The organism is Mesorhizobium sp. CCNWLY176 (genome assembly GCF_037153935.1).
Lineage (GTDB): Bacteria > Pseudomonadota > Alphaproteobacteria > Rhizobiales > Rhizobiaceae > Mesorhizobium_M > Mesorhizobium_M zhangyense.
On record NZ_JBBBDZ010000016.1, the window covers coordinates 64,018 to 87,027 of the forward strand.

A 23,010-nucleotide genomic window follows, 5' to 3' on the forward strand; every position below is an offset into this window, starting at 1 on the left:
CCACCATCTGCGCCTTTAGTTCGCACATGATCGAGAATCTTCTCCTCGCCACAGTCTTCGATGTGCTGACTTTCCTGGTCCATGCGGCGGGGCTGATTGCTCTCACCCATGTCGTCTCGTTTCTGCTGTCGCATCCCCTCATCGACGGAAAACAGGGCGAAAAGGCTCTTGCGATGGGTGCGCTGGCGCTGGGGCTGTTCGCCCTGGTCTGTGTCGAACTGGCGATCTGGGCCGTCGGCATGCTGGCGGTCGGCGCACTCCCGGATTTCGAGACGGCCTTCTATTTCTCGGCGTCGACATTCGCCACCATCGGTTTCAACGACGTGACGCCCTTGAAGGAATGGCGGTTGCTCTCGGCAATGGAGGGGATAACAGGCCTTCTCATCATGGGCTGGACGGCCGCCTATCTCGTCACATCCGGCGTGCGTTTTGGGCCTTTCGAGCGCGACAAGCATTTCTGAGGGTGGCAATTTCTCGCGCAAGGTCGGTTTGTAATTCCGGCACTTGAGACGCTGCGGGATAGTCCATAAAACGGACCAGCCACCAGAGGGACGCATCTTCATGTTCAAGAAAATCCTGATCGCCAATCGCGGCGAAATTGCCTGCCGCGTCATCAAGACGGCCCGCAGGATGGGTATCGCAACGGTTGCCGTCTATTCGGACGCCGACCGCGATGCGGTTCATGTCGAGATGACGGATGAGGCGGTGCATATCGGCCCGGCGGCGGCCGCACAAAGCTATCTGGTGGCCGAAAAGATCATCGAGGCCTGCAAGCAGACCGGGGCGGAAGCCGTGCATCCGGGCTATGGCTTCCTGTCGGAGCGGGCTTCCTTCTGCGAGGCGCTGGAAAAGGAAGGCATCGTCTTCATCGGTCCCAAGCCCAAGGCGATCAAGGCAATGGGCGACAAGATCGAATCGAAGAAATTCGCCAATGCGGCGAAGGTTTCCACCGTGCCGGGCTATCTCGGCGTCATCGAGGACGTCGATCATGCCGAAAAGATCGCCGGCGAAATCGGCTATCCGGTTATGATCAAGGCTTCCGCCGGCGGTGGCGGCAAGGGCATGCGCATCGCGTGGTCTGAGGCTGAGGTGCGCGATGGTTTCGACCGCGCCCGCTCGGAAGCGAAAAGCTCCTTCGGTGACGACCGCGTTTTCATCGAAAAGTTCGTCGTCGATCCGCGCCATATCGAAATCCAGGTTCTGGCCGACGGCCACGGCAACGCCATCTATCTCGGCGAGCGCGAATGTTCGATCCAGCGCCGCAACCAGAAGGTCGCGGAAGAAGCGCCTTCGCCGTTCCTCGACGAGAAGACGCGCAAGGCTATGGGCGAGCAGTCCGTGGCTTTGGCCAAGGCGGTGGACTACCAGAGCGCCGGCACGGTCGAGTTTATCGTTGATAGCCAGAAAAACTTCTATTTCCTTGAAATGAATACACGTTTGCAGGTCGAGCATCCTGTAACGGAACTCATCACCGGCATCGATCTGGTCGAGCAGATGATCCGCGTCGCCGCTGGTGAAAAGCTGGCGATCAGCCAGGCCGACGTGAAGCTGAACGGCTGGGCCGTCGAAAGCCGGCTCTATGCCGAGGATCCCTATCGCAACTTCCTGCCTTCCATCGGCCGCCTGACCAGCTACCGGCCGCCAGAGGAAGGAAAGTTCGGCGACATCGTCATCCGCAACGATACGGGCGTGACCGAAGGGTCGGAAATCTCGATGTTCTACGATCCGATGATCGCAAAGCTCTGCACCTGGGCGCCGACGCGGCTCGAGGCAATCGATGCGATGTCCGAGGCGCTTGATATGTTCGTCGTCGACGGCATCGAACATAACATTCCGTTTCTGTCAGCCCTGATGCAGCATCCGCGCTGGCGCGAGGGGCGGCTTTCGACGGGTTTCATCGCCGAGGAATATCCCGACGGCTTTGCGCCGATCACGCCGAACGATGACGAAAAGTCGGTTCTGGCCGCGATTGCCACGGTGGTCGAACTACTGCGGCGTGATCGCCTCGATCGCCTGACCGGGCGGCTTGCACCGCATTCGGGCGTGCTGAAGCCGGATTGGGTGGTGCGGCTTGGTGACGACTATATTCCGGTGTCGATCGGCGAGGGCATGGTTTCCATTCCGATCGAGGTCGACCTGCTGGTTGCCGGCGGCAAGCCAATGACTGTCATCTCCGACTGGCGGCCGGGCGAAGCGATCTGGCAGGGAATGGTCGGCGGACGCCGCGTTGCAGCGCAGATCAGGCCGGTGCCGAATGGCATCCGCATTGCCTGGAAAGGCATGTCGGTGACGGCCCGCGCCATGCTGCCGCGCACGGCCGAACTCGACCGCCTGATGCCGGTCAAGATCGCGCCCGACACCTCCAACCTGCTGCTCTGCCCGATGCCGGGGCTGGTCGTCTCGATCGCCGTCGCGGAAGGCCAGGAAGTGAAGGCCGGCGAGACGCTGGCCGTGGTCGAAGCGATGAAGATGGAAAACGTGCTACGCGCCGAGCGCGACCTGACGGTCGAGAAAATCAACGCCAAGGCCGGCGACAGCCTCGCGGTCGATGCCGTGATCATGGAGTTTGCTTGAAATGGATATTTCCGCGCGGCGGCAGGCCGTCCTTTTCGATCTCGACGGCACGCTGACGGACCCCTTCGTCGGCATCACCAAGTCGCTGCAATACGCGGTTGAAAAGCTCGGCCGCGTCGCGCCTGCTGCGGATGACCTGCGCTGGTGCATTGGCCCGCCGATCAAATCCGCGTTCGGCATCCTGATCGAGACCGAAGATCCGGATTTGATCGACGAGGGCGTGCGGCTCTATCGGGAGCGTTATTCGGATGTCGGCAAGTTCGAGAACGTCCTGATAGAAGGCATTCCCGAAGTGCTGGCTGAACTTGTCGCCGATGGTTATTTCCTGTCGGTCGCGACCTCCAAGCTGAAGACCTATGCCGGCGAGATCATCGATCACTTCGACCTCCGCCGCTATTTCAACGTCGTGCACGGCTCCGAGCTGGACGGGCGAAATTCCGTGAAGGGCGATCTAATCGCCCATATTCTTGCGGTGGAGCCGATTGATCCTGCACGAACCGTCATGATCGGCGACCGTTCGCACGATGTGGTCGGCGCCAAGCTGAATGGCATCGAGACCGTCGGCGTGCTTTGGGGATACGGTGATCGCAAGGAACTGGAGGAGGCAGGTGCTGCGCGGATCGCCAAGCGACCCGCGGAATTGCGTCAGCTGATCGGCGCATTGCTGGAGCCTGCCTGAGACCACCAGTCTTTGCCGGTGCGATTAAGCTGTTCGTGGTTCGGTGTCGGGGTGGAATCAGCTAGGCTCGAGCGATACATTGACCGAACAGATTCCCGAGTAGCAAAGGCGTAAGATATGGCGAGCGACCGGCCCCCGCGCGACCCCATCCTGCGCAGTGCGCAAAATGCGCCGGCAAAGGCTACAGTGCCTTTGCGCAACTTCATCCACCTGCGCGTGCATTCTGCCTATTCGCTGCTGGAAGGCGCGTTGCAGGTCGGCAAGATCGTCGGCCACGCCGTCAAGGACAGCGCGCCGGCCATCGCCATCACCGACACCAACAACCTGTTCGGCGCGCTCGAATTCGCGCAAAAGACCACCAAGGAGGGCGTGCAGCCGCTGGTCGGCTGTCAGACGAGCCTGTCCTTCACCGGCGAGGTCAATGATTCTTCTCGCGGCGGCAATCGCCGCCATGGGGCCGATCTGCATCCGATCGTGCTGATCGCCGCCACCGAAGAGGGCTACGCCAATCTCGTCCGTCTGGTCAGTCGCTCCTATCTCGAGACGCCGCCGGGCGAGACGGTGCAGGTCACCACGGAATGGCTAGAGGAGTTTTCTCCGGGGCTGATCTGCCTGACCGGAGGCCCGCTGGGGCCGATCGGTACGGCACTGAAATCCGGCCACATAGAACTGTCCGAGACAAGGCTGTCGGCCCTGAAGGCGCTGTTCGGCGACCGGCTTTATGTCGAACTGCAGCGTCTCGGTGGCTATGACCGAAACCTCGAAGCTGCGACCATAGACCTGGCCTATCGCCACCGCCTGCCGCTGGTGGCCACCAATGAAGCGTTTTTCCAAGCCCGTGACGACTATGAAGCCCATGACGCGCTGATTGCCATCGCGGAAGGTTCGGTCGTCGCTTCCGATGACCGCCGCCGCTTGTCTCCCGACAATTATCTGAAGAGTCAGAAGGAGATGTCGGCACTTTTTGCAGACATTCCTGAAGCGCTCGACAACACGATCGAGATCGCGCAGCGCTGTTCCTACTACCCGAAGAAGCGCAATCCGATCCTGCCGCGCTTTACCGGCGGCGACGAAGCCGATCCCACGGAAGCGCTCAAGGCCGAGGCAGACGAACTGCGCCGTCAGGCCCGCGAAGGCCTGCAGCAGCGCTTCGAGACTGCCGGGCTGACCGAAGGTTTCACCGTCGAGCAATACAGCGAGCGGCTGGAGTTTGAGCTCGGCATTATTGAGCGCATGAAGTTCCCCGGCTACTTCCTGATCGTCGCGGACTTCATCAAATGGGCCAAGGCGCAAGGCATCCCGGTCGGCCCCGGCCGTGGTTCGGGCGCGGGCTCGCTGGTTGCCTATGCGCTGACCATCACCGACATCGATCCGCTGCGCTTCTCGCTGCTGTTCGAGCGCTTCCTCAATCCCGACCGCGTCTCGATGCCCGACTTCGACATCGACTTCTGCCAGGACCGGCGTGAAGAGGTGATCCGCTACGTCCAGGGCCGTTATGGCCGCGATCAGGTTGGCCAGATCATCACCTTTGGAACGCTGCAGGCGCGCGCCGTGCTGCGCGACGTCGGGCGTGTTCTGCAGATGCCCTACGGACAGGTCGACCGGCTCTGCAAGATGGTGCCGCAGAACCCGGCAAATCCGGTGAAACTTGCCGACGCTATCGCCAACGAGCCGCGTTTTGCCGAGGAGACCGAGAAAGAGCCGATCGTCCAGACACTGCTCGACATGGCGCAGAAGCTGGAAGGGCTTTATCGCCACGCCTCGACGCACGCTGCCGGCATCGTCATCGGCGACCGGCCGCTGTCGGAACTGGTGCCGATGTACCGCGATCCGCGCTCCGACATGCCGGTCACCCAGTTCAACATGAAGATGGTCGAGGAAGCCGGGCTGGTGAAGTTCGACTTCCTGGGCCTGAAGACGCTGACGGTGCTGGAAACGGCGGTGCGGCTCATTCGCCGTCGTGGCATCGAAGTCGATCTGGCGCGCATTCCGCTCGATGACGAGAAGACCTACGCGATGCTGTCGCGCGGCGAGGTCGTCGGCGTGTTCCAGGTTGAAAGTGCCGGCATGCGCAAGGCGCTGATCGGCATGAAGCCCGACCGCATCGAGGACATTATCGCGCTGGTCGCGCTCTACCGGCCGGGTCCGATGGAGAACATCCCGACCTACAATGCGCGCAAGCACGGCGAGGAAGAGGTCGCCTCGATCCACCCCAAGATCGATCATTTGGTCAAGGAGACGCAGGGCGTCATCGTCTACCAGGAACAGGTGATGCAGATCGCGCAGGAACTGGCCGGCTATTCGCTCGGCGAAGCCGACCTTCTGCGCCGCGCCATGGGCAAGAAGATCCGTGCCGAAATGGACAAGCAGCGCGAGCGCTTCGTCACCGGTGCTGTGGAAAAGGGTGTCAGCAAGCCGCAGGCCGACTTCATCTTCGACCTGCTGGCAAAATTCGCCGACTACGGCTTCAACAAGTCGCACGCCGCCGCCTATGCGGTGGTTTCCTACCAGACCGCCTATCTGAAGGCGCATTATCCAGTCGAGTTCCTGGCCGCGTCGATGACGCTGGATATGTCCAACACCGACAAGCTTGCCGACTTCCGCCAGGATGCGCTGCGGCTTGGTATCGATGTCGTCGCGCCCTCGGTGATGAGTTCGTTCCGCGACTTCGAGGTCGCCGAAAACCGCATTTTCTACGCGCTGGCAGCCCTCAAGGGCGTTGGCGACGCGGCGGTCGAGCACATCGTCGCCAAGCGCAAGGAAAAGCCGTTCGCCAGCCTTGCCGATTTCTGCGAGCGCATCGATCCGAAGATCGTGGGCAAGCGCGTCTTCGAAAGCCTGATCATGGCCGGCGCCTTCGATTGCTTCGGTCATGACCGCGCGGCCCTTATGGCGGGCGTCGAGCGCATGATGGGTATGGCGCAGCGCGCGCAGGAAAATGCCGCTTCGGGCCAGTCCGACATCTTTGGCAGTGCCATGGGTGGCCAGGCGCAGACGCTACATCTGCCTGCGGCCGATATCTGGCTGCCGGCAGACAAGCTGCACCGCGAATTCCAGGTCGTCGGCTTCTATCTCTCAGCGCATCCGCTGGACGAGTACAAAGCGGTTCTGGAAAAGATGCGCGCGCAGAACTGGGCCGATTTTTCCGCTGCCGTAAAGCGCGGCGCGGCTGCCGGTCGGCTGGCAGGCACCGTCACCTCCAAGCAGGAGCGCAAGACGCGCACCGGTAACAAGATGGGCGTGGTGGCTTTCTCCGACACCACGGGCCAGTATGAAGCAGTGCTGTTTTCGGAAGGTTTGGCGCAATATCGCGACTTGCTGGAGGCAGGCCGTTCCGTCGTCATCACGGTCGCGGCTGAAGACCGCCCGGAAGGCATAAATCTGCGCATCCAGACGGTGCATTCGCTGGAAGATGAGGCAAGCCGCGTCCAGAAGGCGCTGCGCGTCTATCTGCGCGACGCATCGCCGCTCGGCACGCTTGCCAACCAGCTCAACGTCAAGGGCGAGGGGCAGGTGAGCTTCGTACTGATAAAGGATGGCGCGCAGGGCGAAGTCGAGGTCGAACTGCCCAACCGCTACCGAATCTCACCGCAGATAGCGTCAGCCATGCGCGCCGTGCCCGGCGTGGTCGAGGTGGAACTGGTTTAGCGCGGGCGCGTTAGCTTTGGTTCAGCATCAAGCCTTATGCAGCCGAAGCGGCGTGACCTTCTCGCGCGTGATGATGCGCTTTGCCTCCAGATCGAGCTGTACAGCCTTCATCCACCAGCCCGACTTGGCGCCACCAGGAAATAGCTCTTCCGGCAGATGCACGATCACGCCCTTCTGAACCTCCGCCACCGTCAGCCCCGGCGTGGTTCCTGGCAGTGTCTTCAGCAAAGCGTGCTTCATGGCTTCATACATGGCTGCGTCGACGTACTCGACGTTGCCTGGATGGTTCACGTTCTCGATCCCGATCTTCCCGGGTTTGCCTGTGGTCATGCCGCATCCTCCTTTGATTTCGGTTCGAGATCGATCGCCGCGCGAAAACTCCCATCCATGTAGAATGGCACGGACGTATGTTCGTGCGCGATCTTCCAGACGCCGTTGGCCCGCTTGAGGCAGACCGTCGCACGTGACCAGAAGACAGCCAGCTCGCCACCTTGCTTGGTCGTGGCACTGGTGCGGTAGAAGCCGTGGCAAAAGGCGATGTCGCCGTCGATCGTAATCTCGAAATCATGCGCTTCGATCTCGACCGGCCCTTGCCAGGTATCGAACCACGCTGAAAGACCATCGATGTCGGGCCGATGATCCAGTGGTGGCGCAAGATCGAAAATCAGCGCTTCAGGCTCGTATTGTGCGATAACGCGCGCTGCATTTTTGTCGTGATGCGCCTGGCGGATGGCGTCCATGACAGCGCGGATTTCTTTCCTGTCGGTGTTGATGCTCATGACAAATCCTCCATTGTTCCTGGGAATGCATCCGAAGGACGAACAAGGAAGGTGATATCCGACAGGTGGAGGAATTTTTTCGAACAGCTCCGATGGTGCGCTGTAATTCAGTCTTCCACATCCTCGCGCGGACGCGCATTGCGGCCCTTGCCGAAGGTGTAACCAGTTTCGACCGCCGTCTTTCCGAACTTGTCGCGCAAGGCATCCATTGCGCCTTCGGCCAGCGCGCGCTTTCGCGATTGCACGTCAATGAGGTCGGGTGGGTCGGCCTTCTCGACACCGGTCAGGTCGCTGACGCCGATGCCGAGCAGCCTGTATTTCGTGCCGTCTGTTTCCTTCGCCAGAAGCTGCATGCCGGTCTGGAAAATGCGATCTGCGAGCCGCGTCGGATCGCCGAGCTGGCGGTTGCGCGTGCGGATCTTGAAATCCTGCGTCTTCAGCTTCAGCACCACCGTGCGCCCGGCAATGCCGGATTTTTTCAGCCGCGTGGACACTTTTTCAGACAATGCCCGCAAGATCGGCACCAGATCGGCGGAGGAGGCGAGATCTGTGTCGAAGGTGGTTTCCGCCGAGACGCTTTTCGCGTCATGGTCGGGCTCGACGCGGCGCGTGTCCTGTCCGCGCGACAGGCGATAGAGCCGGTCGCCCATCGTACCGTAGCGCCGCATCAGGTCGCCGCGCTCCATGCGCTGGATCTGGCCGATGGTGCGGATGCCGTCGCTTTCCAGCGTCGCGGCAAAGGCTTTTCCCACACCCCAGATCAGCGTCACCGGTTGCTCAGCGAGAAACGTGGTGGCTTCTGCCTCGCCGATGATCGAAAAGCCGCGCGGCTTGCGGAAGTCGGAGGCGACCTTGGCGAGGAACTTGCAATAGGAAAGCCCGGCCGAAACGGTGATGCCGATTTCCTTTTCGACGCTCTGCGCAAACCGCGCCAGCACCAACGCCGGCGGGAGGCCATGAAGGCGCTCGGTGCCGGCAAGATCGAGAAAAGCTTCGTCTATGGAGATCGGTTCGACCAGCGGCGTTAGCGCCTGCATCATGGAGCGAACCTCGCGGCCAACGCGGACATATTTTTCCATGTTCGGCGAGATGACGACAGCTTGGGGGCAGGCTTCCAGCGCCTTGAACATCGGCATCGCCGAGCGCACGCCATTGATGCGCGCGATGTAGCAGGCGGTCGAGACCACGCCGCGCTTGCCGCCGCCGATGATCACCGGCTTGTCCTTCAATTCCGGATTGTCGCGCTTTTCCACGGCAGCGTAGAAGGCGTCACAATCGATATGGGCAATGTGAAGCGCATAAAGCTCCGGATGCCGCATCAGGCGCGGGCTTCCGCATTTGGTGCAACGCATCGCCGGCCCGCGCTGCACGGCGAGACAATCTCGGCAAAAACCGTGGCTTGGATCGTTGACAGAGGTGCTCATGACTGCGAACATAAGAGGAACATCGCAATCTTATGGCAGCAGGCTGCAGCTCGCAAGGCTGCGGTCGCAAGGATGTATGATGAAACTGACAATCGAGCCGCTGACAGCCGATTTATGGCCGGCTTTCGAGGATCTGTTTGGCAAGCAAGGTGCCTGCTATGGCTGCTGGTGCACGCATTTTCGGTTGCCGCCCGCGCTGCGCCGGGAAAACGACCGGGTGCACAACAAGGAATTCATCAAGGCGCGCATCGAATCGGGTCCGCCGCCGGGCCTGCTGGCGATCGAGGACGATATCGCGATGGGCTGGATGCAGATAGGACCGAGGGCGGACGTGCCCGAATGGAACAATGCGGGCAGGGGCTCCGCTCCGCTCGAGCCTGATGAAGCCGCCGATCCCACCGTCTGGGCAATCTCCTGCTTTTTCATCCGCAGCAAGGCGCGCGGCAAGGGGCTGACCCATAGGCTTGTCGGTGCCGGGGTCGAATTTGCACGTAAGAACGGCGCGCGGTTTGTCGAGGCCTGTCCGATGAACCAATCGAAGGATTCACGCTCGCTCGGCCTTTTCGTCGGCTCGACCCGGGTATTCGAAAAGGCAGGGTTTTCGCCAATGATCGAGCGCAAGCCGGGTCGGCCGCTGATGCGTTTCGTGGTGTAGGTTCTGAGCCTAAATACCCAACGCAGCAGCGATTTTTGGCGCGGCGTCATGCCAGTCGTCTACGACGGTGATGCCGTCCGGCAAAGGCGGCATGAGTGCACGCAGGCCCTTGTGCGCCATGAGGTGAAAGAGATGAGCGTCGGCCACGGCCTCCCGAACCGAAACGAGATTGCGGGCAATGTCATCGACGAAGGCGACCGGACGAGGGTGTTCGCCGCGCAACTGCCTGATTGCCGGACCTTTCGCCGTTTCGGTGGTCACCAGCGGATAGGGAAAGCCGAGCCGGTCCAGAAGCATGCGCCGGGTCGCCCGGTGCTGGTGCGGCATCGCTGTCAGCATGACGATCTCCGCCTTCTCGGCAATCGCCGCGACTGCCTCGACCGCACCCGCCGGCGCGACTTGCCAGTCTGCCTGGACGAAGAAGAAATCTTCGATCAGCGTCGAAACGCGTGCATCGTCGAGAGCCTCATTCCTATCGCGGTCGAAGACATTGCCGTGCAGGCGAAACGAATCGGTTTTCAGGTCGAGACCGTGCGACCCGAGAAAGCCGATGAATGGCTGAACGAATTCCAGAACCACCTCATCGACGTCGAGTACCAGAAGCGGGCGCTCGTCTTTTGCCAGTTCGGCGATCTGGCGTGCGGTCTCGGGATCGTCGCTCATATCGACGACTGGTGGTTGTCGTCGCCGAGCGGCAGACGCCTCAGTGCCGCTCCGATATTGGCCGGTGGGATGCCCGAGCTTTCCGAAAACTGCATCAGCGTCGGTTCGTGGGCGAGGATGAATTGCAGCACGCCCGCCAGGAAACCCGGTTCGCGCGCCGCCTCGCGAATCGCGGATGCTTCGATGCCGGTCAAGGCGAGAAAGCGCGGCAAGAGTTCAGGGTCCGATGCGACGAAGACGAGAGCCTCGATGGCGATCGCCTCGGCGTCCTTGCTCGTTGAAAATTTGTCGGCCATCGTCACCTTCATGCCATCGATGCGAAAACGTTTGTCGGAAGTAGCCGCAACGATCGGCTCGGGCAAGTCTTCGGGCGGTCGCATCAAAAATGGTATAAGGATTGATGTTTGAATTTGCCGCGACGGATCGATTTCCGTTTCGTCAATGATCTTGCGCTAATGTTGTCGCGGGTTTGGTGCCATCGGCAAGGCGCGTCAAGCGGTATAGGCTGGCGCGATCGGCAGTCGGGACGGGAAATCTATGGCTAAGAAGGTTATGATCGTCGAGGACAATGAGCTCAACATGAAGCTCTTCCGCGACCTGATCGAAGCAAGCGGCTATGAGACCGTGCGTACGCGCAACGGCCTGGAGGCGCTTGATCTTGCTCGTGCGCATAAGCCTGATCTGATCCTGATGGACATCCAACTGCCGGAGGTTTCCGGCCTCGAAGTGACCAAGTGGTTGAAGGAAGACGACGAACTTCACGTCATACCGGTCATCGCCGTCACTGCGTTTGCCATGAAGGGCGATGAGGAGCGCATTCGCCAGGGCGGTTGCGAAGCCTACATTTCGAAGCCGATCTCGGTTCCGCGCTTCATCGAAACAATCAAATCATATCTGGGTGACGCATGATGCCTGCTCCGTCGCCCTCGCATCGGCAGGAAGCATCATGACTGCGCGTATTCTCGTCGTTGACGACATTCCAGCCAACGTGAAGCTGCTCGAAGTGCGGCTGCTCGCCGAATATTTCGACGTTCTGACCGCGACCAATGGCGCCGATGCCATTGAAACCTGCCAGAACGACAAGGTCGATGTCATCCTGCTCGACGTGATGATGCCGTATATGGACGGGTTCGAGGTCTGTCGGCGGCTGAAGAGCGATCCCGCGACTTCGCATATTCCGGTGGTGATGGTCACCGCGTTGGATCAGGTTTCTGACCGTATTCGCGGGCTGGAGGTGGGAGCCGACGATTTCCTGACCAAGCCGGTGAATGATCTTCAGTTGATGACGCGGGTAAAAAGCCTCGTGCGCCTGAAGATGCTCACCGACGAGTTGCGCCTTCGTGCCTCGACCACGCGCAACATCGGCATCGAAGAACTCCTGAGCCGCCGGCAGCCATCCGAGGACGTCACGCCGAAAGTGCTTCTCGTCGATGAGCGCCCGTCCTCTTTTGAGCGCATCCAGAAAATGCTGCGCCAGGCGGCCGATCTCGACGTTGTGACCGATCCGCATACCGGGTTTTTCCAGGCCGCCGAACTGCCCTACGAGTGCATCATCGTCTCGACCGGCTTTGCCGATTTCGATCCGCTGCGGCTTTGCTCCCAACTACGTTCGATCGACCGCACGCGCTTTGCGCCGATCATTCTGCTGGCGGACGAAGGCGAGGAGGAACGTATCATCCGTGGGCTCGAACTTGGCGTGAACGACTATCTCATCCGCCCGATAGACCAGCAGGAACTGACGGCCCGCCTGCGAACGCAGGTCAAGCGCAAGCGCTACACCGATCATCTGCGCGCCAGCGTCACCGAGACCATAGAGATGGCGGTGACGGACGGACTGACCGGCCTGCACAACCGCCGCTATCTCGACAGCCATCTGCAGACGCTGTTCGATCGCGCCGTCGCGCGCCGCAGGCCGATCTCGGTGATGATAACCGATCTCGACCGGTTCAAGTCGGTCAACGACACCTACGGTCACGACGGCGGCGACGATGTGCTGCGCGAATTCGCACGCCGGCTGCGCAAGAATGTGCGCGGCATCGATCTCGCCTGCCGCTACGGCGGCGAGGAGTTCGTGGTCGTCATGCCCGACACCGATGGGGCGATCGCCGAAAAGGTCGCCGAGCGCATCCGCTCCGAAATCGCCCAGACGCCGTTCTCTGTCGGCAAGGATGGCCAGACGCTGAATGTGACCATCAGCGTCGGCGTGTCTTCGCTCAGGCGCGGCACCGATACGGTCGAAGATTTGATGAAGCGGGCCGATGTCGCGCTCTATGAGGCCAAGACGGGTGGGCGCAACCGGGTAGTCGCAAAAGCTGCATAAGCTCCGGAAGCAGTTGTGCGGCGAATCAGGAGAAGGGGTGTTTACCTTAATCCAAGTGATTCGGCGGCATTGGTTAAGAAAGTATTGATTTTCAATCGGTCTTGCGCGAGTGTTCCAGCGAAAGACGGACGCCGGCGCGAGGAGATGCCGGTTTGTCCTGCCGACGCCCCATGATGCTCAGGTCCGCCGCATCTCCTGGGTCCATGGGGTCGGCCGGTTGGCACTGGCACATAGTGGCCTCCTCGTACCGCTGTCAGAACGCCGACCGGCCCCCTAATTCTCACATGAAGCATGAAAAAACGGGCCGAGAGGCCCGTTTTTCTTTTCACTTCCCGAAAATGAAAACGCCGCCCGAAGGCGGCGTGTTTCCGGCAGGAAAATCGAAGATTACTTGATCTTCGTTTCCTTGAATTCGACGTGCTTCTTGGCGACCGGATCATATTTGCGGAAAGACAGCTTTTCCGTCTTCGTGCGGCTGTTCTTGCTCGTCACGTAGAAAAAGCCGGTATCGGCGGTCGACAGGAGCTTGATCTTGATATTTGCGGCTTTTGCCATGATTTTCGTCCGTTAATTTTCTGGAGTTCGGGCCGCCTGACCACGGCAACAAAGCCCGGACGCGGGAAACTTGGCGCGACACATAAAGAACGTGCACGGAAAGTCAAGCCCGACGGCTGCCGGCCATGAGACGAGTGACGGCTAGAACGATGTAAGCGGCGAAGAAAAGACCGAGCGACCAGCCGAAACCCCTTGTGCCGAACATATCCATGCCGATGCCGATCACTTGCGGCCCGGCCACCATGCCGAGGCCGTAGCAAAGCACGAAAGCGGCGTTCGCGTTTGCCAGTTCATGGCCGGAAAGCTGTGAGCCGAGATGTGCGAGGCCGATCGTGTAAAGTGCCGCGACCACTCCACCCCAGAGAAACAGCAAACCTGCCACCAGATGCCAGTTCATCTGCACATGGGGCAGCAGGATCATGCCGGCCAGCCCCACCGCCGCACAGATCAGCAGCAGATAGCGGCGGTCGCCGATGCGGTCGGAAATCATGCCGAGCGGTATTTGCATCAGCACATTGCCGAGACCGATCATGGTCAGGAGCAGGGCCGCATCGCCTTCCGAGTAGCCTATACGGTTGCCATAGACCGGAAACAGCGCGAAGCCACCGGTTTCCACCGCGCCGAAGACCAGCACGGCAGCGGTCGCCGTCGGTACCAGCCAGATGTAGCGGATGAACCCACCCGAACCGCCTTCGACGACGATCGCCGGGCTTTCTTGCCAGGCCGCAAGCACCGGGATTGCGGCGATGGTGACAAGCACGAACACCGTGCCGAAAGGCAGGAACCCGGAACTGCCCATCTGGGCGAAGAGCCAGGGGCCGGCGGCAAAACCCAGCGACAGCACTGTCGCGTAGATGCCGAGAACCAGTCCGCGCCGATGCGGCGGAGCTGAGGTACTGATCCAGAACTCGGACAGGATGAACAGAATGGTGAGGGCGAGGTGCAGGACCACGCGCAACGGAAACCACATCCAGAACGCCGGCGCGAAATAGAAGCCAACGAAGGCCAGCGCGCCGAGAAAGATCATTGCGAGCATCGTCCAGACGACGCCGAAACGCACCGCAAGCGGTGTCGCCATGGGAGCGGCCGCGATCGAAGCCACGCCGGCAATTGCCGTATTCAACCCGATCATGGATGCCGAGTGGCCGCGCGTCTCCAGTATGATGCTGAGAAGCGGCATGCCGAGACCGATGGCTATGCCGACAACGCTGATCGAGGCAACGGCTGCCGAAATCGACAGCCAGCGCATTGGCACGTCGTCTTCCGGCGATGGGGAACTGGCGGTCATTTTATGCGGGAGCCCAGAATTTGTCAGAGAATTTCGCGGACGAAGCGTTTGCGGATCATGCGATAGAAGGGCACGGGCCCGCCGGGGCGAAGCAAGGGATCCTGCGCCAGTCGCTGTTCGAGTTCTTCAAGGATTGTCTTGGTGATGGCCGGAATATCGGCTTGCCGCGCCTCGGGCAGGGGCAGCCACATGAGTTCTTCCAGCTCATTGGTCGGTCCGCCGTCGGGCAGTTCCACCGCGACATCGCTTCGCCAGGCGGAGAGGAAGCGCGTGTCGAAACGACGTACCCGTCCGGGCGGCGTGATGGCGCGCGCGATGAAACGCAGCGGCTTGAGCGAGGGCTGCACGCCATGCTCCACAAAACCCTGCCAGTCAGCCTTGCCGGTTGTGAACGGACCTTTTTGCCCGATCAGCAGCCCCGCTTCTTCATATGTCTCGCGGATAGCTGAAAGTGCGATGGCACGAGCCCGCGTGGCGCTGCCGCTGGCAACCGTGCCAATGAGTTTCGCCGCTTCGTCGGGGTGCAGGCTGTCGGTCACCGGTACACGGCTGTCGGAAGGGTCGGTGCGGCCGCCTGGAAAGACGAACTTTCCGGGCATGAACGCATGGCTGGAGTGCCGCCGGCCCATGAGCACGAAGACATCGTCGCCCTTTCGGTCGAGCAGCATCAGGGTCGCGGCATCGCGCGGCCTTTTCGGCCCTGCGCCGAGCGCGAAATCTCGACCTTCGGCTTTGTCCACTTGTGCTTTCGTCATTCCGTCCATGAAATCCCCTTTAGGACAATCTGCGGCCAGACGGAATTATTCCAAAGGACTGAGCATTGCTCCAGAAGTCGAATTTCAGGCCTCGGGGTGAGATTCGATATAGTCTTCTTCCTCACCGAACCCGTGCATATAGAGCGCCCATTGCAGTCCGACGACAGCGCCCTTGACCGGCCGCAGCAAGGCAAGCGCCATGATGATCGTCAAAGGAACCCAGATGGCCAGATGCTGCCAGGTTGAAAGCGTGCTGGTGGCCTCCACGCCCATGAAGGCGCCGACGATGATGTGGCCGACAATGACGACGACGAGATAGGCGGGCAGGTCGTCGGCGCGGTGATGTAACATTTCCTCGCCGCAATGTGCGCATCTGTCCACCGGCTTAAGGAATGATTCGAACAGCTTGCCTTCCCCGCAATGCGGGCAGCGGCACAGAAGTCCGCGCTTGATCGCCGTCCACAGCGGACGCGCCGGACGATCTATCTGGTGCGCCCCACCGAAAACCTGCTGTTCCATCAACGTCTCCTGTTGCGGGCCGGTCCGCGCGATGGTTGTGATGCGCGGCCCCGCGGTCTTTGCGCCTTGGCCTTGTGGAAGGACCTTTTGGACCCCGGCAAAGGTTTCGGGTCGGTCAGCATTTCAAAGCGCATGGCGCCCGCCAGGGGTGCTACCTCGATGAGACGAACCTCGACCCTGTCCGCCAGCTGGTAGCCTTTGCCGGTACGATCTCCAAAAAGCGCTCGGGCAGCCTCGTCGTAGATATAGTAGTCACCGTCCAAAGATGACACCGGTATGAAACCATCTGCGCCGAACTGCGGCAATTGGACAAATAGCCCCGCCTTGGTTACGCCGGAGATACGGGCGTCGAATGTTTCGTTGATCTGGCCGGAAAGATAACCGGCGATCAGACGGTCAACGGTGTCACGTTCGGCCGCCATGGCGCGGCGTTCGGTTGCCGAGATCAGTGCCGAAATATCCTCGAGCCGTTCTTCTTCGCCGCGCGAAATACCGTCGGCGCCGAGCCCCAGCGAGCCGATCAGCGCACGGTGCACGATGAGGTCGGCGTAGCGGCGAATCGGCGAGGTGAAATGCGCGTAGCGCCGCAGGTTGAGGCCGAAATGGCCAAGGTTTTCAGGCGAATACAGGGCCTGACTCTGGGAACGAAGCACCACCTCGTTGACCAGCGCCTCGTTCTCGGCGCCTCTCACCTGATCGAGTATCTGGTTGAATTGCGCCGGTTTCATCTGCGCACCGCGCGCCAGCGACAGGCCGAGCGTGGCCAGGAATTCGCGCAGCGATTCCTGCTTCACCAGCGAGGGCGCGTCATGGGTGCGGTAGACCAGGCTCTGCTTCTTCGCTTCCAGGGTCTCGGCGGCCGCGACATTGGCCTGGATCATGAATTCTTCGATCAGCTTGTGCGCATCTAGCCGGTCCGGCACGATGACCCGGTCGACCGTGCCGTCAGGCTTCAACAGGATTTTGCGCTCGGGTAGGTCCAGTTCCAGCGGCTGGCGCGAATCGCGGCCGCGCTTCAACACGCCATAGGCGGCCCAAAGCGGCTTCAGGATTGGCTCAAGGATCGGACCAGTCGTGTCGTCCGGCACGCCGTCGATTGCCGCCTGTGCCTGTGAGTAGGCAAGGCGCGCCGCCGATCGCATCATGATGCGATGGAAGGAGTGGCGGATCTTGCGTCCTTCGGCGGAAAACACCATGCGCACGGCAAGCGCAGGCCTGTCGACCTTCTCCTTCAGCGAGCAAAGATCGTTGGAGATGCGCTCGGGCAGCATAGGCACGACGCGGTCGGGAAAATAGACCGAGTTGCCGCGCTTCAAGGCTTCGCGGTCGAGTGCGGTGCCGGAGCGGATATAGGCCGCAACATCGGCGATGGCGACGATGGCGATGACACCGCCGGGGTTGCTTTCGTCCGTGTCGGGTTCGGCGAATACCGCGTCGTCATGATCCTTGGCGTCGGCCGGATCGATGGTGATCAGCGGCACTTCGCGCCAGTCCTCGCGGCCTGAAAGCGTTGCCGGCTTCACGGCTTCGGCTTCTGCCAGCACTTCAGACGGGAAGATGTGCGGAATGTCGTGCGCGTGGATGGCGATCATCGAGACCGCCTTTTCGCTGGTCAGCGAACCGACGACATTCAGAACCTTGGCACGCGGCAGCCCGTAGCGGGTGGCGCGCTGCGGCTCGACTTCAACCAGATCGCCATTCTGGGCGCCGTTCTGGTATTCCTTCTCGACCGTCAATTCCGGCTGCCGGCGCTCTACTGGCTCGATGCGGAAACTGCCGTCCTGAAGCACGCGAAAGACACCGAGAACGGCGTCCTTGCGCTTCTCGAAAATCTTCATCACCCGAGCGGTGTAGGCCGGGCCGGTTTCGGCATGGGTGGGGAAAGTCTTTGCCAGCACGCGGTCGCCGATGCCGGCGGTCGGACCGCTGCCACGTGACATCTTGATAGACACCACCGTTGGCAGCGCGTCTTCCGGCTGATCGGTCGGGCGTCCGAGCAGGCCGCCATCGGCATCGCGCGCAAAAATGTCGAGCACGGCGATATGGGGCAGGGCGCCGGGGCGAACCAGCCGCTTGCGGTCCTTCTCCAGCGCACCCTCGTCCTGAAGGTCACGCAGCATGTCCTTCAGCCAGATGCGGTCTTCGCCCTTGAGCGAAAACGCCTTGGCGATTTCGCGCTTGCCGCTCTTGTCCGGATTGTTGGCGATGTAACGCAGGATGTCGTCGCGCGTCGGACGAAAATCCTTGGATTTGTCTCCGGATACGGACGGACCAGTTGATCCGTCCTTGCCGATCGCGCCTTTGCGTCCGGAGATTTTCCTTGCCAAAGCGTGCTAGTCCTTTGTTTTCGCTGCCGGCTTCTTAGCTGGTGCTTTTTTTGCGGGCGCCTTCTTGGTCGTGGCAGCCTTTGCCCGGACCGGCTTCTTGCCACCGCCCTTGGCTTCCTTCTCGGCAATCAATGCCAGGGCGTCCTCGACCGTCACGGTCATCGGATCCTTGCCCTTCGGCAGCGTCGCGTTGACCTTGCCGAAGTTGACGTAAGGGCCGTATTTGCCGTCGCGCACGGTGATCGCGCCACCGTCGGGATGCTCGCCGAGTTCCTTCAGAGCCGCAGGCGTGCCGCCATTGCGGCCGCCTTTGCCCTTCAACTGTTTTTCGGCGATCACCGAAACGGCGCGGTTGAGGCCGATCGAGAACACGTCCTCGATGCTTTCGAGATTGGCATAGGTGCCATCGTGAAGCACGAAGGGACCGTAGCGTCCAAGCCCGGCGGAAATCATCTTGCCGCTTTCGGGATGTTTTCCCACATCGCGCGGGAGTGCCAGCAGCGCCAGCGCCTTTTCATGGTCGATGCTCGCCGGCGTCCAGCCCTTAGGCAGGCTGGAGCGTTTTGCTTCCTTGCCTTCGCCGCGCTGGATGTAGGGGCCGAAGCGACCGCTGCGCAGCGTGATCTCTTCGGAGGTGTAAGGGTCGGTGCCCAGCACCTTGTTGCCGTCTTCACCACCGGCAGATTCGCCATCGCCATTGACGGCGTCGCCGAGCTGGCGCGTGAAACCGCATTCGGGATAGTTCGAGCAACCGACGAAGGCGCCGTATTTGCCGAGTTTCAGCGACAGGTTGCCGGTGCCGCATTTCGGGCAGATGCGCGGATTGGAGCCATCTTCGCGCGCCGGGAACACCAGCGGCGCAAGTTCCTCGTTCAGCGCGTCGAGCACGTCGGTGACGCGCAATTCCTTGATGTCGTCGACTGACGCCGAGAAATCCTTCCAGAAGTCGCGCAGCACGTCCTTCCACGCGAGCTTGCCGTCGGAAATCTCGTCGAGCTTTTCCTCGAGTGCCGCGGTGAAATCATATTCGACATATTTCTCGAAGAAGCTTTCCAGGAAGGCCGACAGCAGCCGTCCCTTGGATTGCGGGATCAGCCGGCGCTTGTCGATGGTGACGTATTCGCGGTCTTCGAGCGTCTTCAGGATCGCCGTATAGGTGGAGGGACGGCCGATGCCGAGCTCTTCCATCTTCTTGATCAGCGAGGCTTCCGAATAGCGCGGTGGCGGTTCGGTCGAATGCTGCGTGGCAAGGATGGCATCGCGGTCAAGCGCTTCACCGGCGCGGATTTCCGGCAGACGCTTGTTTTCCTCGTCCTCCGAATCTTCGTCCTTCTGGTCGGTGTAGGCAGCGATGAAACCGTCGAAGCGGATCACCGAGCCGACTGCGCGCAAGGCAGCGATGCGGCTGCCGTTGACAGCCTCGATCTCGGCCGTCGTGCGTTCGATCTCTGCCGGCTGCATCTGGCTGGCGATCGCGCGCTTCCAGATCATGTCGTAGAGCCTGAACTGGTCGGCGTCGAGATATTGGCGGACCGAGTTCGGCGTGCGCATGAAATCGGTCGGGCGGATCGCTTCGTGCGCTTCCTGTGCGTTCTTGGCCTTGGCCGTATAATTGCGCGGGTTTTCGGGCAGGTATTTGCCGCCGAATTCCTTGACGATGGCCTCACGTGCCTGCGTCACCGCCTCGGGTGCCATCTGCACGCCGTCCGTTCGCATATAGGTGATCAGGCCGGCCGTCTCGCCGCCGATGTCCATGCCTTCATAGAGACGCTGCGCAACCTGCATGGTGCGCACCGCCGAAAAGCCGAGGCGCGACGATGCCGCCTGCTGGAGCGTCGATGTCGTGAAGGGTGGGCCGGGATTGCGTTTGGTCGGCTTGGCTTCGACCGTCAGCGCCTTGAAGCTCGCGCCTTCCAGCATCGTCTTGATGTCTTCGGCCTGCGCCTGTGACGAAATATCGAGCTTCTGCAGCTTCTTGCCGTCGAAGGCAGTCAGCCGCGCTTCGAACTTGTCGTTGCGCGGCGTGCCGAGCATTGCCGCGATCTGCCAGTATTCTTCGCGGATGAAGCGCTCGATCTCGGCTTCGCGGTCGCTGACCAGACGAAGTGCCACCGACTGCACACGACCCGCCGACCGAGCCCCGGGCAGCTTGCGCCAAAGCACCGGCGACAGTGTGAAGCCGACGAGATAATCGAGTGCGCGGCGCGCCAGATAGGCATCGACCAGCGGCACGTCGATCTGGCGTGGATTGGCCATCGCTTCCAGCACGGATTGCTTGGTGATGGCGTTGAAGACAACGCGGCTAACCGGCTTGTCCTTCAATGCGCGCTTCTGCTTCAGCACTTCCAGAACGTGCCAGGAGATCGCTTCACCTTCGCGATCCGGATCGGTTGCGAGAATCAGGCCGTCGGCGGCTTTCACCGCGTTGGCGATCTCGGTCAGCCGCTTGGCCGAAGGGCCATCGACCGCCCACGACATGGCGAAATCTTCATCGGGCTTTACCGATCCGTCCTTGGCCGGAAGATCGCGGACATGGCCATAGGATGCCAGAACCTTGTAGTTCCGACCGAGGTATTTGTTGATTGTTTTCGCTTTAGCCGGCGATTCGACGACGACAACGTCCATGAGGGCTCGTATTTCCAGAGTGGCGCCCAAATCAAGCTGCGGCGCACGACAGATATTTTCAATTGGCTCGTCACATGGCTGCCGTTTGCCGTCCGGTCAAGGGGCGGGTGGCAAAATCGGCCTTATTGCGAGTTGTACAACTCCTGCAAGATGTATCGCATGGGTTGCAATTTAAGATAGCTGTAATATATTTGATGTTACCAGGGGTTGTATCGTTCCAAGAGTTTTGTAAGTCGCAAACATTCAAGCTCCGCGAACTACGCTTCGTGGGATACCAGGAGTATTGCCGATGGGTCATGTCTTTACAACACGACGCACCGATACGCTGGATTACATGCAATCGATGCTCGGCCAGCTTCGCACGATGGCCGAGTCCGAACGTTGCGATATGCTCGCCTACCTGATCGAGATGGCCTATGTCGAAACCAGCGACATAATCCGAGGCGAACGTCCGTCACGGATCCAGCAGGACAAGAGACACCGAGCCACCTGAGTGACGCTCCAGCCGGCCCGCGAGGTCGAGCTCCAGTAGGATCATGAACACCTGCGCCGGGTGAAGCCCGGTATAGCGTATGATTTCATCCACTCCGACCGGCACTGGCCCCAGTGCTTCGATGACGCGGGCGCGGTCGTCGTCTAGCGGCGGCGGCGTTGCCGAAAAATCCGGCGGTTCCTCGAATGCGGGTGGCAGGGGCAGGGGTGCCCCAATCAGAGGCGCAATCGCCGTAGTGATGTCGTTGACCTCAGTCACAAGGGTCGCGCCATCCTTGAGAAGGCCGTTGGTGCCGGCTGCACGCGGATCGAGCGGCGAACCTGGCACGGCAAAGACCAACCGGCCCATTTCTCCCGCCAGCCGCGCGCTGATCAGCGAACCGGAGCGCTTTGCCGCTTCCACGACGACCAGTCCGAGCGCCATGCCGGCGACGATGCGGTTGCGGCGTGGAAAATCCTGCGCACGAGGCTCCCAGCCGAACGGCATTTCGGAAACCACCGCACCGCCATTTTGCGCGATCTCCTCGCAAAGCCCGATATTTTCGGGCGGATAGGGACGATCGAGCCCGCCGGCCAGCACGCCGACCGTCCCGGTAGCCAGGCTGCCGTGATGCGCCGCCGTATCGATGCCGCGGGCAAGGCCGGAGATGATCGAGTAACCCTCACGGCCGAGCCCGTCGGCCAGCATGCGCGCCATCTTGATTCCGGCCAGCGAAGCATTGCGCGCGCCGACGATCGCGATCGGCGTCAGTCCGAACACAGCGCCGGTGCCCTTGACCGCGAGCAGTGGCGGCGGGTTGTCCATGCGGCGCAGAACAGGCGGATAGTCGGCCTCGCCGATGCCGACGAAACGTGCGCCGCATTTTCGCGCAACTTCCATTTCCGCTTCGGCCTGCGCGATGGAAGGGATACGCGCGACACGGTTTGCGCCGCCCGACATCATCAGTTCCGGCAGCATTTCTATGGCTGTCTCGGCCGAACCGAAACGATTGATGAGGTCGCGAAAGGTTGCCGGGCCGACATTCGGCGTGCGGATGAGCCGTAGCCAGTTGAGCCGTTGCCGGTCGCTGAGGCGGGGACCGGCTGCGACATTCATCCCTTGGCTCCGATGCGCGATTCGGTTCCGGCGAGCAGCCGGGTGATATTCGCCCTATGCTTTACGATCACGATCAGGCTCATGATGGTGAACAATGCAGCCACCGCATGAGCGCCAAAGAAATAAAGCGCGATAGGCACCGCGATCGCCGCGATGAGGGCCGCCAGCGACGAATAGCGCGTGATGAAGGCGATCAGCAGCCAGACGACGGCAAAGACCAAGGCGCCTTTCCAGGCGAGGCCGATCAGCACGCCGAGATAGGTCGCCACGCCCTTGCCGCCCTTGAAGCCGAGCCAGGCCGGAAAGAGGTGGCCGAGAAAAGCTCCGAAGCCGGCGATAAGCGCTGCCTCCGGGGCATATAGACCGGCGATGAGAACGGCAGCCGTGCCCTTGAGCGCGTCGAGAATGAGGGTGAGGGCCGCGAGTTTCTTGTTGCCGGTGCGCAGCACATTGGTCGCGCCGATATTGCCGGAGCCGATCTTGCGAACGTCGCCAAGTCCGGCAGCGCGCGTGATCAAAAGGCCGAAGGGAATCGAGCCGAGCAGATAGCCGAAGACGAGTGCCGCAATGAGAAAGGGCAGCGGTAGCTGCCACGCCGACAGATCAGCCAT

21 protein-coding genes are annotated in these 23,010 nt (G+C 61.2%); 8 read left to right on the forward strand and 13 right to left on the reverse strand.

The features are described from left to right. Positions 1 to 26 precede the first annotated feature (26 nt). The 4 genes from WBQ96_RS22755 (at position 27) to dnaE (ending at position 6,901) form a co-directional block, all read left to right on the forward strand. Entirely contained in the window at positions 27 to 461 is a 435-nt protein-coding gene (locus WBQ96_RS22755) for a potassium channel family protein (RefSeq protein ID WP_336552578.1), read from the forward strand. Positions 462 to 561: 100 nt separating this feature from the next. After that, positions 562 to 2,574 (forward strand): acetyl/propionyl/methylcrotonyl-CoA carboxylase subunit alpha, encoded by a 2,013-nt coding sequence (locus WBQ96_RS22760; RefSeq protein WP_336552579.1) that lies wholly within the window; start codon positions 562 to 564, stop codon positions 2,572 to 2,574. A gap of 1 nt (position 2,575) precedes the next feature. Further along, positions 2,576 to 3,253 carry an HAD hydrolase-like protein gene (locus WBQ96_RS22765; RefSeq protein ID WP_336552580.1) on the forward strand — a complete coding sequence of 226 codons (678 nt, stop codon included), beginning with the start codon at positions 2,576 to 2,578 and terminating at the stop codon, positions 3,251 to 3,253. Between the two features lie 117 nt (positions 3,254 to 3,370). After that, a complete protein-coding gene (gene dnaE, locus WBQ96_RS22770; protein WP_336552581.1) occupies positions 3,371 to 6,901 on the forward strand; it encodes a DNA polymerase III subunit alpha in 3,531 nt (1,176 codons plus the stop codon). A 27-nt stretch (positions 6,902 to 6,928) separates the two neighbouring features. Here dnaE and WBQ96_RS22775 read toward each other — a convergent pair whose 3' ends face one another. The 3 genes from WBQ96_RS22775 to WBQ96_RS22785 all read right to left on the reverse strand — a co-directional run bounded on the left by WBQ96_RS22775 (position 6,929) and on the right by WBQ96_RS22785 (position 9,116). Then, positions 6,929 to 7,231, reverse strand: a complete 303-nt coding sequence (locus WBQ96_RS22775; RefSeq protein ID WP_336552582.1) for a DUF6958 family protein — start codon at positions 7,229 to 7,231, stop codon at positions 6,929 to 6,931. Then, complete coding sequence (locus WBQ96_RS22780; protein WP_336552583.1) at positions 7,228 to 7,680, reverse strand: YybH family protein; 453 nt, start codon at positions 7,678 to 7,680, stop codon at positions 7,228 to 7,230. Before WBQ96_RS22780 ends, WBQ96_RS22775 begins: the two co-directional genes overlap by 4 nt. Positions 7,681 to 7,787: 107 nt before the next feature. Continuing rightward, complete coding sequence (locus WBQ96_RS22785) at positions 7,788 to 9,116, reverse strand: DNA polymerase IV (protein WP_336552584.1); 1,329 nt, start codon at positions 9,114 to 9,116, stop codon at positions 7,788 to 7,790. Positions 9,117 to 9,183: 67 nt separating this feature from the next. Here WBQ96_RS22785 and WBQ96_RS22790 point away from each other — a divergent pair, with 67 nt between their 5' ends. After that, on the forward strand, positions 9,184 to 9,759 hold the full coding sequence (locus WBQ96_RS22790) for a GNAT family N-acetyltransferase (RefSeq protein ID WP_336552585.1): 576 nt from the start codon (positions 9,184 to 9,186) through the stop codon (positions 9,757 to 9,759). Positions 9,760 to 9,768: 9 nt separating this feature from the next. Here the strand turns inward: WBQ96_RS22790 and WBQ96_RS22795 are convergent, their stop codons facing one another. Further along, positions 9,769 to 10,422 (reverse strand): hypothetical protein, encoded by a 654-nt coding sequence (locus WBQ96_RS22795; protein WP_336552586.1) that lies wholly within the window; start codon positions 10,420 to 10,422, stop codon positions 9,769 to 9,771. Beyond that, complete coding sequence (locus tag WBQ96_RS22800; protein WP_165114189.1) at positions 10,419 to 10,718, reverse strand: DUF3572 domain-containing protein; 300 nt, start codon at positions 10,716 to 10,718, stop codon at positions 10,419 to 10,421. Before WBQ96_RS22800 ends, WBQ96_RS22795 begins: the two co-directional genes overlap by 4 nt. Positions 10,719 to 10,974: 256 nt before the next feature. Here WBQ96_RS22800 and WBQ96_RS22805 point away from each other — a divergent pair, with 256 nt between their 5' ends. Together WBQ96_RS22805 and WBQ96_RS22810 are read left to right on the forward strand one after the other, a co-directional pair. Continuing rightward, positions 10,975 to 11,331 carry a response regulator gene (locus WBQ96_RS22805; protein WP_281353940.1) on the forward strand — a complete coding sequence of 119 codons (357 nt, stop codon included), beginning with the start codon at positions 10,975 to 10,977 and terminating at the stop codon, positions 11,329 to 11,331. A 37-nt stretch (positions 11,332 to 11,368) separates the two neighbouring features. Then, positions 11,369 to 12,742, forward strand: coding sequence for a PleD family two-component system response regulator (locus WBQ96_RS22810; RefSeq protein ID WP_336552587.1), 1,374 nt, complete (start codon positions 11,369 to 11,371; stop codon positions 12,740 to 12,742). Between the two features lie 387 nt (positions 12,743 to 13,129). Here the strand turns inward: WBQ96_RS22810 and rpmG are convergent, their stop codons facing one another. The 6 genes from rpmG to topA all read right to left on the reverse strand — a co-directional run bounded on the left by rpmG (position 13,130) and on the right by topA (position 20,811). After that, positions 13,130 to 13,297 carry a 50S ribosomal protein L33 gene (gene rpmG / locus WBQ96_RS22815; RefSeq protein WP_019173400.1) on the reverse strand — a complete coding sequence of 56 codons (168 nt, stop codon included), beginning with the start codon at positions 13,295 to 13,297 and terminating at the stop codon, positions 13,130 to 13,132. A gap of 103 nt (positions 13,298 to 13,400) precedes the next feature. Beyond that, on the reverse strand, positions 13,401 to 14,546 hold the full coding sequence (locus tag WBQ96_RS22820) for an MFS transporter (protein WP_336552760.1): 1,146 nt from the start codon (positions 14,544 to 14,546) through the stop codon (positions 13,401 to 13,403). 62 nt (positions 14,547 to 14,608) lie between these two features. Beyond that, positions 14,609 to 15,349, reverse strand: coding sequence for an NUDIX hydrolase (locus tag WBQ96_RS22825; protein ID WP_336552588.1), 741 nt, complete (start codon positions 15,347 to 15,349; stop codon positions 14,609 to 14,611). A gap of 75 nt (positions 15,350 to 15,424) precedes the next feature. Further along, the gene (locus tag WBQ96_RS22830; protein WP_336552589.1) at positions 15,425 to 15,859 is read right to left on the reverse strand and encodes a DUF983 domain-containing protein; all 435 of its coding nucleotides are present in this window, start codon (positions 15,857 to 15,859) and stop codon (positions 15,425 to 15,427) included. Continuing rightward, positions 15,859 to 18,186 carry a ribonuclease R gene (gene rnr / locus WBQ96_RS22835; protein ID WP_442920852.1) on the reverse strand — a complete coding sequence of 776 codons (2,328 nt, stop codon included), beginning with the start codon at positions 18,184 to 18,186 and terminating at the stop codon, positions 15,859 to 15,861. Before rnr ends, WBQ96_RS22830 begins: the two co-directional genes overlap by 1 nt. 6 nt (positions 18,187 to 18,192) lie before the next feature. Further along, entirely contained in the window at positions 18,193 to 20,811 is a 2,619-nt protein-coding gene (gene topA, locus WBQ96_RS22840; RefSeq protein ID WP_336552590.1) for a type I DNA topoisomerase, read from the reverse strand. A gap of 289 nt (positions 20,812 to 21,100) precedes the next feature. On the opposite strand from topA, the gene WBQ96_RS22845 reads away from it, so the two are divergent. Then, complete coding sequence (locus tag WBQ96_RS22845; protein ID WP_336552591.1) at positions 21,101 to 21,304, forward strand: hypothetical protein; 204 nt, start codon at positions 21,101 to 21,103, stop codon at positions 21,302 to 21,304. On the opposite strand, the gene dprA is transcribed toward WBQ96_RS22845, so the two are convergent. Both dprA and plsY read right to left on the reverse strand, forming a co-directional pair. Continuing rightward, on the reverse strand, positions 21,266 to 22,399 hold the full coding sequence (gene dprA / locus WBQ96_RS22850) for a DNA-processing protein DprA (protein WP_336552592.1): 1,134 nt from the start codon (positions 22,397 to 22,399) through the stop codon (positions 21,266 to 21,268). The genes WBQ96_RS22845 and dprA overlap by 39 nt on opposite strands. Continuing rightward, a complete protein-coding gene (gene plsY, locus WBQ96_RS22855) occupies positions 22,396 to 23,010 on the reverse strand; it encodes a glycerol-3-phosphate 1-O-acyltransferase PlsY (protein ID WP_336552593.1) in 615 nt (204 codons plus the stop codon). Before plsY ends, dprA begins: the two co-directional genes overlap by 4 nt.

Excerpts from the sequence above, each read along its gene's own strand:
- WBQ96_RS22755 (WP_336552578.1), top strand. The coding sequence starts at position 27 with ATGATCGAGAATCTTCTCCTCGCCACAGTCTTCGATGTGCTGACTTTC.
- WBQ96_RS22760 (WP_336552579.1), top strand. The coding sequence starts at position 562 with ATGTTCAAGAAAATCCTGATCGCCAATCGCGGCGAAATTGCCTGCCGC.
- WBQ96_RS22765 (WP_336552580.1), top strand. The coding sequence starts at position 2,576 with ATGGATATTTCCGCGCGGCGGCAGGCCGTCCTTTTCGATCTCGACGGC.
- dnaE (WP_336552581.1), top strand. The coding sequence starts at position 3,371 with ATGGCGAGCGACCGGCCCCCGCGCGACCCCATCCTGCGCAGTGCGCAA.
- WBQ96_RS22775 (WP_336552582.1), bottom strand. The coding sequence starts at position 7,231 with ATGACCACAGGCAAACCCGGGAAGATCGGGATCGAGAACGTGAACCAT.
- WBQ96_RS22780 (WP_336552583.1), bottom strand. The coding sequence starts at position 7,680 with ATGAGCATCAACACCGACAGGAAAGAAATCCGCGCTGTCATGGACGCC.
- WBQ96_RS22785 (WP_336552584.1), bottom strand. The coding sequence starts at position 9,116 with ATGTTCGCAGTCATGAGCACCTCTGTCAACGATCCAAGCCACGGTTTT.
- WBQ96_RS22790 (WP_336552585.1), top strand. The coding sequence starts at position 9,184 with ATGAAACTGACAATCGAGCCGCTGACAGCCGATTTATGGCCGGCTTTC.
- WBQ96_RS22795 (WP_336552586.1), bottom strand. The coding sequence starts at position 10,422 with ATGAGCGACGATCCCGAGACCGCACGCCAGATCGCCGAACTGGCAAAA.
- WBQ96_RS22800 (WP_165114189.1), bottom strand. The coding sequence starts at position 10,718 with ATGGCCGACAAATTTTCAACGAGCAAGGACGCCGAGGCGATCGCCATC.
- WBQ96_RS22805 (WP_281353940.1), top strand. The coding sequence starts at position 10,975 with ATGATCGTCGAGGACAATGAGCTCAACATGAAGCTCTTCCGCGACCTG.
- WBQ96_RS22810 (WP_336552587.1), top strand. The coding sequence starts at position 11,369 with ATGACTGCGCGTATTCTCGTCGTTGACGACATTCCAGCCAACGTGAAG.
- rpmG (WP_019173400.1), bottom strand. The coding sequence starts at position 13,297 with ATGGCAAAAGCCGCAAATATCAAGATCAAGCTCCTGTCGACCGCCGAT.
- WBQ96_RS22820 (WP_336552760.1), bottom strand. The coding sequence starts at position 14,546 with ATGCGCTGGCTGTCGATTTCGGCAGCCGTTGCCTCGATCAGCGTTGTC.
- WBQ96_RS22825 (WP_336552588.1), bottom strand. The coding sequence starts at position 15,349 with ATGGACGGAATGACGAAAGCACAAGTGGACAAAGCCGAAGGTCGAGAT.
- WBQ96_RS22830 (WP_336552589.1), bottom strand. The coding sequence starts at position 15,859 with ATGGAACAGCAGGTTTTCGGTGGGGCGCACCAGATAGATCGTCCGGCG.
- topA (WP_336552590.1), bottom strand. The coding sequence starts at position 20,811 with ATGGACGTTGTCGTCGTCGAATCGCCGGCTAAAGCGAAAACAATCAAC.
- WBQ96_RS22845 (WP_336552591.1), top strand. The coding sequence starts at position 21,101 with ATGGGTCATGTCTTTACAACACGACGCACCGATACGCTGGATTACATG.
- dprA (WP_336552592.1), bottom strand. The coding sequence starts at position 22,399 with ATGAATGTCGCAGCCGGTCCCCGCCTCAGCGACCGGCAACGGCTCAAC.
- plsY (WP_336552593.1), bottom strand. The coding sequence starts at position 23,010 with ATGGCTGATCTGTCGGCGTGGCAGCTACCGCTGCCCTTTCTCATTGCG.